The following is a 9,967-nucleotide window of genomic DNA, read 5'->3' on the forward strand; positions in this document are numbered from 1 at the left end:
GGCCGCGTCAACGGTGGCGCAACAGGTCTCGACGGTGTTGCCGCTCTGCCTGCTGGTCATTCCCGCAGGCATCGTCCAGGTGCCGGCGCCCACCGCGAAGTTCGATGCGAAGCCGACGAGGTCGGACCCGGTGGTGGCCACCGTGCAACCAGGGTTGACGCTGGTGGTCGAGTTGGCCGAGCCCTCGATGGTGCCTGGTGCGACGTCGAACGGATCGCCCGAGGTCACCCGGCCGGACAGCAGCACGCACACTGCGCCCCGATAGGCCGAGACGTGGGTGAAGGAATACGTGCCGGTGTCGGCCGCGGTCAGCCGCTTCCAGAACACGTCGATCCGGCCGCGTGTGGTGGACGTGGTCGCCAGCGATGTCTTGAGCGTGAACCCGGTCGGCGGGGTGACCGTCGTCGCGCTCTCCATGTAGTACGCGACGAGGGCGATGTCGTTGATCGCCGCGCCGGTCGGTACCGGGACTGCGCCGTTTACAGCAGTCGTGGAGGCCAGGATCGCGCTAGAACGGAATGCCACGACGCACCCCTCGGCTTTTGCTTAGCCCATCTGGTCTGTGAGGGAGCCGATCGGCACCACCACGGTGTCGCCGAGGTTGACCGCCTTGCTGCCGCCGGTGACCGACGCGTAGGACAGTTCCTTCGGAGTGCCCGTGGAGTCGACCGCCTTACAGCCGGCCCAGGTCCCGGCCGGCGCGTTGGTGATCTGCGCGGCGTTGGTCGAGGCCGTCACTGCGCCGGTGGCGTTGTTGGTCGGCGCGCCCATCGTCAGACCGGAGAAGCCGGTGCCCGCGGTGTAGCCGGCAGCCGTCGACCATTCGGTGTCGGTGCCGTTGTTCGCCGTGCGGACCACGGACAGGAACAGCACCTTGATCGGGCCGGTCACGGCGTAGGCGGTGCCACCGTACTTCGCGACCAGGTAGCGGTTCGCCTCGGCTGACGGTGCCCCAGAAGTCCCGGACATGGCTCAGGCCTCCTGGGTGGCGCCGGCGTAGGTGCTGGTGATGTGCTTGCGCAGCTTGTCGCCGCGCACCCCGGACTTCGCGACCTCGACGATCGCAAGGTTCTGCGCGTTGAGCACGTCGAGGATGAAGGCGGGCGTGCAGTCGTGGTGGAACTGCTGACGCCCGTAGTGCAGCTTCGGGTGGTCGTCGTTCTGCCCGCAGCCCTCGCAGCGGTAGAACACATGCACGCTCGCCTTGTCAGCCACGTCGTCGCGCCTTTCGGGAAGCTGCGATCTTCTTGCGGTCGCGTTTGGGCCGACCAACGGTGGGCACCTTCTCCAGGCGTCCACCGCCGGTCAGCGGAAAGCCGTACGGCATGGGATTCCCCTTATCAGCTGAGGAAGATGGAACCTTCGACGGTGCCGATGATGACAGCGAAGATCCCGTTTACGAACCGGGTTCCGTCGCTGAAGTCGCCACGATCGTCGGTTCCCTGGGGCAGCTGGATCGTGTCCAGCAACGTCCCGGACCCGGCGGTGTTGTCGAACAGCTGGACCACCGCCGGCGCTGCACCGGTCGTCTCTCGGACCGTGAACCCGCGGTAGAAGCCGCTGCCGGTGGCGAGTTGCCCCGCCACCAGCGGCTTCGGGGTTGAGGGTGCGGCCACGACTACCGGATCACGTAGTCGATCTCGACGATGCACGCCGGGATCACGACGCCGGTGCCGGAGTGGATCCGGCTGACGGTGAGCACGTCGCCGGCGTTGGCCACAGCGTCTGCCGCGGTGCCCGACAACGCCATGACGTCGGCCACGAACGCCGTCGAGTTGACCGCCGCCCAGGAGCGGCCGAGCGGCAGCGCCGCGCCGGCCGCGGCAGCGCCGCGGTTGCGGACCGACAGGATGCTGAAGTTGGTGACGTTCGCGACGACCGCGGCCAGCGGGATGACCCGGCCTGCCTTGATCGTGGCGTTGGTCGGCAGCACCGCGACCGGCGTCTCGTCGTCGGTGGCGGCTGAGGCCATCGCCGCCGGGATGAGTGCCCGGATCGTGAGGACCCCGGGGGTATCGGCTAAACCTGGCATGACAAAACTCCGTTCAGTTCTGGTTGAGCCCCGACGGTCCGCCGGGGCCGGGAGCCGTCAGGCTCAGTTGCCCCGGTAGAAGCCGCGGAAGTCGAGCGGCGTGCCGGAGTAGATGTGCCGGATCTTGTAGGTGATCTTGTCCGAGGTGAACACCGAGCCCACCGTGACGTCGGACTGCACAAGCAGGTCGGGGTCCTGCTTGCCCTGGTAGAAGCCGAGCTCGATGGTGGGCACCATCGCGGGATCCCCAGCGAGGAACCAGGTTCCCGGGGCGAGCGCGGAGAAGTAATCCACCACGATCGGGGTCAGCCCCTGGTGAATGTTGGGGGTGTTGGTCGGGCCGGCCGGGGTCGCGGGGATCGCGACGGCGGAGGTGCACAGCTGGAAGGCCAGCTCCTCCAGGTCGGACGGCACGATCAGGAACTTCGGCACGATCGACAGCAGGTCGGTGCTGTCGCCGAACGCCGACTGCTTGCGCATCTTCTTGCGGCCCAACGACAGGTTGGTCTGCGAGAGGGTGTTGCCGGCGTCGAGGTTGTTGTGCCCGGCCGCGAACAGCGCGGTCGAGTCGAAGCTGCAGACCGCGTTGGACTGCAGCATGTCCCAGACGAACCGGAACAGGGTCTGCGCGGCCGCCAGGCCGAGCTTCACCGGGATCCGGGTCACGGCCCGCAGGTCGTCGTTGGCGATCGTCTCGATGGTCAGGTCCTCGGTGCCACCACGCTTGGTGATCCCGTAGGTCGCCTCCTCGTTGCCGGGCGTGGCCAGCGGCTGGTAGGGCGCGCCCTGGTTCACACCAGGCAGCACCCCGTAGCCACCGAGACGCTCGATGCGCTGCGTCCGGAAGTCGTTGACCGGCACCATCGAGGAGATGATGTTGCGCCAGGTCGCCAGCGTCGGCTGGTTGTACTCGGCGACCATGCGCCGGGTGACCGAGTCGCCCAGGATGGTGTTCCACGTGCCGGACACGACCGACTCCGTGGAGCGCAGCGACGAATCGAAACCTTCGCCGCCGCCGACCGACTCGGACAGCACCTTGCGGTTGAAGTCCTCGCTGTCGAGAATCCGCGGCCGGTAGCCGGTGATGTCGACGAAGGCCTCCTTCAGGGACCGGTAGCCCTTGGAGAAGTCGCCGTCGAACGAGGCATTCAGCGCCTCGATCTTCTTGTCCATCGATTCCTTGGCGACCTCGACCGACTGGATCGTCGGGGTAAGGCCCTGCTTCTCGAAGCCGGCCAGCAGACCCTTCACCGTCTCGACCTGGGCGAGCAGCTCGCCCTCGGTGAAGTTCTCCGCCAGCAGGCCGGTAACGGTCTCGACCACGCGGGTCGTGGCGGTCTCCGCGAAGCCGGCGCCAGACACCGCCTCACGGATGGCCATCTTGCCGACGAGAGACTTGCTCTCGTACTTCGGTGCGTCCTTGTCGTCGACGACCTTGACGGATTCCTTGGTGCCTTCGGCCGCAGGGGCTTCAGAGGCGAGACCGACGGCAGCGCGCTGCTCGGGGGTCGCGGTCTTGAGCAGCTCGAGCAGCTCTTCTACCGTTGCCGGCATCTCATTCTCCTTCTGTGCAGTGTCTAGCCCGCCGGCCACCATGCGAGTGGCTCGGCCTCCGGCAGCCGGGTCGGCTACCACGTCCGCTGAATTCACGGAGAGGATCTTGGTTGCTTCCGACAGCCGGCGGCCGCCGTCCACGATCGTTCGGTAGTTGGCCATCACGTCATGGCTGATACCGACCAGACCGGCGAGGCCGGCTTCCTGCGCAGCGAGAGACGCGTCCAGCGCCTCCGCCGTGTGAGTGGCCGACGGCAGCAGGTGCAGGTCGCCGTAGATGCCGTCCTCCTTGGCCTCGACGTCGCGGTAGGAACCGACCAGGCCGAGGATGGTGGACGTCTTGAGCTCGGCCTCGGTGCGGTGATGGTCATAGGCCTTGGCGCCCTCGTACAGCGAGACCGCCTCGGTCAGCACGTCGGCGGGGTAGCGGCGCATGTTCTTCGAGTCGCCGTTGGCGATGATCCGGACACCGAAGATCCGGCCGCCCGCCGCGTCCTCACCCTTCGCCTCGATCAGGTGGCCGGTGATGGAGTCCGCTTCCTTGCGCGACTCGGTCACCGGCTCGTCCGCTGCGAGCGGCTCGTAAGTCGTGGTGGCCTGCACCTCGATAGGTGTGCCCAGGGTTACCGCCCCGGCTGCGTCCATCGAGTAGGTGACCTTGAACTGGTCGTTGCTCATCCCGGAGCAGTAGACGGCCCAATCCGGGCCGATGTCCTGCACGTAGATGTAGACGTCGTTGTCGAGCTTGTTGCCGATGGCGTCGGCCTGCTGCTCGAGCTTGTCCTCGATCGCCGCCTGCACGATGCGCCGGATCTCGTCGAACGAGCCTGCTGTCACTGCCTCGGTTGTCGCCTGCGGTGCGGGCAGCTCGTCGATCTTCGTCAGCTCCGCCGAGGACAGGCCCAGGTAGTGACCCGTGGGCTTCCAGCCGTCACCGTCCTTGGCGTACATCTCGACGCGGGCGGCCGGCTCGACGTCGTTGCCTTCGACCTTGACCGGCACAGCCGGGACCTTGCCCTTGTGCACCGACTTGACGCGGCCCTTGGCCACGCCGCTCGACGCCGACCAGGACACGAAGTCCTTGGCCTTCACGGAGACCACCGCGCCCTCGGTGAGGCGCCCGGTACGACGGCGCGACATCAGTCAGCCAGGATCTGCGGTGCGGTCGACGGCGCCTTCAGCCACACGAAGTCACCATCGCTGATGAGGTAGCGCTGGCCGTCGAACGTGGTTGCGACGGTGCCCGCCTCGGTGTCCTCGACCGAGGTCACCTCGGACTCGTAGCAGCCGAGGACCTTTGCAGCCTCGGCGATATCGGTGCTGGCGTTGTCATCAGCGGCCGCGGTCGCGGCCGCAGCGGCGTCGGCGTCGCTCGAGGCAGCCGACTTGGGGGTGCGTGTCATGGTCAAGCTCCTTGCTGGTCGGTGTTGGCGGGATCGGCGTAGGGCGAGCTCACGATCAATTTCCGGACGGTCGCGGTGCCGTTCGCGACCCTGGCCTTGGCTGAGTCGGCGGCGGCCTGCTGGGCGTCATCGACTGCCTGAGTGATGTCGTCGACGTTGACGTCCGGGCCGTCGAGCTCGGAGGTGTACGGGACGCCGGCGTACTGCTCCCACGCTTTCTGCGCGAGGATCTTGCCCGCAGGGACCGAGAGCGTGCCGTTGGCCAGCATCACGTCGATGCCCTGCGCCAACTTCAGCAACGTCGTCGCCGTGGCCGATGCCTCGGCGACGGCGATCTCCGGTCCGGTGATCTTCACCGTCTCCGAAGGCGTGACCTTGTCGTCGCCGGCGGGACCGGACTTGGCATCGGTGGCTTCCACCATGGCCGGTAGCCGACCGGCGCGGACGGCCTGGTCGACGGCGTAGCGGGCGAGCTCGGTCTGGTAGGCGAGCCACACGTTCTGCACGCCGCTGACTCGACGCAGCACCGGCTCGGCCATCGACAGCGACGTCGCGCGGTTGGCGTTGTCGGGGTCGGCCAGCCAGTGCTTGGCCAGGCCAGCGCCGGAGGCGATCGAGGTCAGGATGTCCTTGGCAGCGCCGGAGTCCTCTTGCGCACCGGACTGCGCGGACTGCGGCTTCCAGATGACCTTTTCGTTGTGCGCCTCGATCGTGCCCGAACGCGGGATGTGTGTGCCGCCGCGGGATTTCACCCACGCGTCGATCTCGGTCTGGGTGGCGCCCTCGAGGGTCACGTCCCACGTGAGGTAGCGGGCCAGGGCGGTCCGGTCGATCAGGTTGGACAGCACGTCGTCGTAGTCGTCGAGCCAGTCCAGGATCGGACCGAGGAACGGCTGCCCGCGGCGGTCCTCGAGCGTGGTCTTCCACGACGGCCACCACTGCACGTTGCCGCCGCGCAGCTCGGTCATGTCGTCGATGCAGGCCACGTCCAGGGTCCGGTCATCGGCGGCCGGTGTGGAGATGACCAGCTTGGACGGCCACAGTGGGTTGCCGTCCTGCAGGCCGACGGAGACCACCCGGGTCGTGGCGATCGGTGAGAAGCGGGTGACGCCGGTGAGCGGGCCGACCATCATCTCGAGCGCCGTTTCGCCCATCAGCATGTGGTCGCGGAGCAGCAGCTCCTGGATGCCGTTGAGGTTGTTGCGCGGGTCGTTCCAGAACTTCTGCACGACGCGCATCACGTCGGCGTTGCCGCACTGGATCGTCAGCCCGGAATCGCCGACCACGAACGAGGTGTAGGTGTCGATGATCGCCCGGGCCATCGGGTTGAGCCGGTAAGCGGCGACGGAGTAGGCCCGCTGCTTTTCCAGAGTCCACTGCGGCGTCTCCCGCGAGCCGGCTCCGATCTGTCGGAAGCCGACGTCGCCGTCGATCGGGTCGACCGCGAACTGGCCGCCGGCCGCGCCGCTGGTGACCAGCTGGTCGAGAGAGGCTTCCGTCGATCGGGTGGCAGCCGGTTCGGGTCGCCCGAACAAGTCCTTGATCCACCCCATCGCTGTACCCCCCTTAGATGTTGAGTCGGCCGTTGCCGCGGAACGGGTTGCCGGCCTCGGACGTCACCGCGGCCGAAGCGCCGGCGGCCGCGACAGTCGGGACGACGCGCTGGGTGGCGATGTCGTAGCCGAACACTGCGGAGACGATCGCGTCGATGTGGGAGCGGGCGTTCTTCTTGTCCAACATCACGCCGGCGCTGGTGAGCTTCGTCGTGGCGTTGGCCGCGTGACGGGCCAGCGCGGGATTGCCGTCGTGAGTGAAGTCCTCACCGATCACGGCGTCGAAGAACAGCGCGGTGGCGGGCACCATGCGGGTCGCGGTGTTCGGGTACTCCACTACCGGTATGCCTTGCTCGTCGAGCTCGCGGAACACATCGAGCCAGCGCGCCGGGTCGAAGACGATGCAGTCGACGTCGAGATCCCACCGCAGCTTGAGGAACCGGCCGTCGACCTTGCCGCCCGGCTTGACCTCGGCCTGTCGGTAGAGCGCCGGCAGGATCGACTTCACCTCACCGACCGGGACGTGCCAGTCGGTTGTCTTCTCGGGCCGCTCCCACAAACCCAGCAGGGTCAGATGAGGTTTGGCGCCGCCGAGCAGCCACGCGGTGATGGCGGTCGAGTCGTTGCTGAACGAGCCGTCGAACTGCACGACCGCCCGCTCGCCGGGAATGGGCTTGCGCCGCGGCGCCGCGAGCTTTTCCCATCGGCCATCGGGCAGCCATGAGGTGACGGTCTGCACCCAGATGTTCAGGCGCTTGGCTTTGAAGTCCGCCTCGGGTAGCCGCTTGGCCCGGTCGGCCATGTTGTCCAGGTGCAGGAAGTCGCCGAGGGCGGGATTGGAGTCCGGCCAGTGCTTCGGGTCGAGGTAGTTGTCGCCCTTCTTGAGCTCGGTCTCATAGATCCGCGCTCCGAACCGCAGATCCTTCTCCTCGCCGGACATGACCTTCTTGGCTCGCTGGTACTCGCGGAAGCAGATGGTGGGCGTGCCGTCGCTGTAGTTCGTGACGCCCTTGGTGGTGATCACGATGGTCAGCGGCTGGTCGCGGGTGTCCGAGCCCTGGTTCATGACGTTCCACAGATCGTCGTCGATCTGGGTGTGCAGCTCGTCGAAGATCACCCGCGACGGGTTGAGCCCTTCCTGGAGCCGCGACTCTCTCGACAACACCCTGTAGACCGAGCCGGTCGCCGCGTACTCGATGACCTTCGAGGACCGATAGATCTTCAGGTGCTTGGACAGCACGGGGGAGAGCTCGACCGCGGCGACGACCTCGGCGAACACCAGCGATGCCTGCTCGCGGGAGCCGGCGCACGAGTACACCTCGGCGCCAGGCTCGTCGAACATGCCGTCCAGGGCGAAGCCGCCACCGAGCAACGACTTCGAGTTCTTCCGGCTGATGAAGATCTCGTACGTCGTGTACATCCGCACGCCACGGTTGTTCAGCCGAAGAGCGTCGCTGATCAGGTCGCCCTGCCAGTGCCGCAGCTGCACCAGCTGCCCTCGCGCAACACCCTTGGTCAACCGCATCGTCGAGCCGATGAACTCGCAGGTGCGAAGGCCGTCAGTGTTGGCGTCGGTCCACTTAGTCTTGGCCGGATCCCACAGCGCGTTTCCGCGCGGTAGCTCGGTCGGGAACCTTGGCGGCGCGCCGCGGGGCAGTCCTTCGCGCAACGATGTCGACCTCGCCGTCACCCGGCTTCACCTCCGCGACTCCTAGACGGCCACGGTCGGACGGGTTGAATCCGCACAGCGACTCGAGCTTCACGACCTCAGCGAGAACGCCGCGCAGCTGGCTGAACGCTGGATGCGCGACCAGGCCGCCGCGCTGACCTTTGGTGAACGGCCCGTCTTCCTCGAGCACGAGTCGCAGGTGCAGCTCGTCGATGCGACCGAGGCAGATCCGGGTCAGCACGTCCAGGTCGGTGCGCACTGACAACCACGACTTGCCGGCCGACCAGAGCCGGGTCCATGCCTCGGCGCCGACCTCGGCCAGGCAGACCTCGCACGGCCTGGCCGGATCACGCGCCCGGGCGACATAGCAGTTGTCCGCGCCGTCGGTCGTCCGCAGCCGAACAGGTACCGGCGGGATCTCGGCCACCCCGGGCATCTGCGTAACGGTGCTCGCGTCGGGCAGCTTGCGGCCGGCGATGTCTCGCGTGGCCGAGCGAGCGTGCCGGCGTTTCTGCTCGAGCGGCTTGGTCGGGCGCCCCATCAGATTCCTTGATCAACAGTGATCATCGGCGCCCCAAGCTGGTGATCTGAAAAGTGGTGATCTAGCCCGAGTTTTGTTCATCTGCAAGGTTTGGGGCTAAGCCTTCATAACATGTCCGGTTTGGAACGTATTTTGATTTCAGACGCCATCGATGCGCGTCCGCGTTCCCTTCGCCCGGTTGTGGCGCCGGCACAGGGTCTGACGGGGGCCGGTATGCCTACCACCATTTGCCAGCGCTACGACGTGGTCGGCAGTCAGGTCATCAGTGCTACCGCACACCGCACACCGTGGCTCAGCCGCACGCTGTGCCCGTGCGTATGGCCTGTCGCTGTTGCGCAACGCAACCCATTGGCGTGTGTGCTCTGCACAACGCGGGCCATGACCCAATGCGTTGCACGGATTCCCTGGCATACCAAGACATGGACGCAGCATCGAGCTGCCTCTCGTCGAGTGTCGCTCCGAGCTAGACATCCTGTCGCGCGATCGCAGACAGCGGACGCCATCAGTCCGTCCAGCGGACACGAGGTGGCCGGACGATGTGGCCTGGCGTCGCAGGTCGCTGCCTTGGACCGCGCACCGAAAGGTGTGAGCGCGCTTGCATCAGCCTTGCCCGCCACGTTGCGGGGATTGACGACACCAGGCCACGCACATCAGCAGACCAAGGCCGGTATGCGGGTCAACACATGACGAAGGACCGGCGAGATTGAAGCTCGTCGGTCCCCTGGGCATACGTGTGGTACTGCGTTCGGCTGTAGATTACACGCCGCATTCCCTCAACCGTGGCCAGTTGTGCCGCTGGCGTGTCGAAGCCAAGCCCAACCGAACCACGTCATCGAGGTCATACAGCACCCGGCCACGCTGATCAGGACCGTGCCGGGTCAGCACCCCGTCCGATGCCCAGTTGCGGATGGTGCCAGCCGGCACACCGGTGACAGCCTCGATCGCCGGCGCATCCAGCAACACACGACCCAACGCCATCGTCACAGCCGATCTACTCTGACCATCATGGCAAAGCTACGACAACAACCAGACGGAACATGGGCCGAGATCACACCACTCGCGTGCCCGAAGTGTGGCGCTGACTGGCGGCCGCGCGGATCGTTCACCAACTCATCCACCGGCGGCGTGAGCGGCCGGATCTGGACATGCAACACCTGCGGCAATGAGACCCGGGACCGCATCGAAGGCCATCGCCCAGGTAACGGCATCCGCTAA

At 66.8% G+C, this 9,967-nt stretch carries 11 protein-coding genes; all 11 read right to left on the reverse strand.

Translation table 11 applies throughout. The annotated features are described in order from the left end of the window. Window positions 1-525, reverse strand: a 525-nt coding sequence (locus VGH54_RS10630) for a hypothetical protein (RefSeq protein ID WP_331511937.1), incomplete at its 3' end; no start/stop codon positions are given. 21 nt (window positions 526-546) lie between these two features. Beyond that, window positions 547-969 (reverse strand): hypothetical protein, encoded by a 423-nt coding sequence (locus VGH54_RS10635; RefSeq protein ID WP_331511938.1) that lies wholly within the window; start codon window positions 967-969, stop codon window positions 547-549. Between the two features lie 3 nt (window positions 970-972). Next, window positions 973-1,215, reverse strand: a complete 243-nt coding sequence (locus VGH54_RS10640) for a hypothetical protein (protein ID WP_331511939.1) — start codon at window positions 1,213-1,215, stop codon at window positions 973-975. Window positions 1,216-1,340: 125 nt separating this feature from the next. After that, window positions 1,341-1,616, reverse strand: a complete 276-nt coding sequence (locus VGH54_RS10645) for a hypothetical protein (protein WP_331511940.1) — start codon at window positions 1,614-1,616, stop codon at window positions 1,341-1,343. Between the two features lie 2 nt (window positions 1,617-1,618). Further along, window positions 1,619-2,032 (reverse strand): hypothetical protein, encoded by a 414-nt coding sequence (locus VGH54_RS10650; protein ID WP_331511941.1) that lies wholly within the window; start codon window positions 2,030-2,032, stop codon window positions 1,619-1,621. A 63-nt stretch (window positions 2,033-2,095) separates the two neighbouring features. Next, window positions 2,096-4,726: a hypothetical protein gene (locus VGH54_RS10655; RefSeq protein WP_331511942.1), complete on the reverse strand. Its 2,631-nt coding sequence runs from the start codon at window positions 4,724-4,726 to the stop codon at window positions 2,096-2,098. Continuing rightward, the gene (locus VGH54_RS10660; RefSeq protein ID WP_331511943.1) at window positions 4,726-4,989 is read right to left on the reverse strand and encodes a hypothetical protein; all 264 of its coding nucleotides are present in this window, start codon (window positions 4,987-4,989) and stop codon (window positions 4,726-4,728) included. The genes VGH54_RS10655 and VGH54_RS10660 overlap by 1 nt, the downstream gene beginning before the upstream one ends. A 2-nt stretch (window positions 4,990-4,991) precedes the next feature. Next, window positions 4,992-6,542 carry a hypothetical protein gene (locus tag VGH54_RS10665; RefSeq protein WP_331511944.1) on the reverse strand — a complete coding sequence of 517 codons (1,551 nt, stop codon included), beginning with the start codon at window positions 6,540-6,542 and terminating at the stop codon, window positions 4,992-4,994. A 13-nt stretch (window positions 6,543-6,555) separates the two neighbouring features. Beyond that, entirely contained in the window at window positions 6,556-8,232 is a 1,677-nt protein-coding gene (locus VGH54_RS10670; protein ID WP_331511945.1) for a terminase large subunit domain-containing protein, read from the reverse strand. After that, on the reverse strand, window positions 8,123-8,752 hold the full coding sequence (locus tag VGH54_RS10675) for a P27 family phage terminase small subunit (protein ID WP_331511946.1): 630 nt from the start codon (window positions 8,750-8,752) through the stop codon (window positions 8,123-8,125). The genes VGH54_RS10670 and VGH54_RS10675 overlap by 110 nt, the downstream gene beginning before the upstream one ends. 756 nt (window positions 8,753-9,508) lie before the next feature. Beyond that, entirely contained in the window at window positions 9,509-9,730 is a 222-nt protein-coding gene (locus VGH54_RS10680; RefSeq protein ID WP_331511947.1) for a MerR family transcriptional regulator, read from the reverse strand. Window positions 9,731-9,967: the final 237 nt, after the last annotated feature.

Source organism: Mycobacterium sp., assembly GCF_036488105.1.
Classification (GTDB): domain Bacteria; phylum Actinomycetota; class Actinomycetes; order Mycobacteriales; family Mycobacteriaceae; genus Mycobacterium.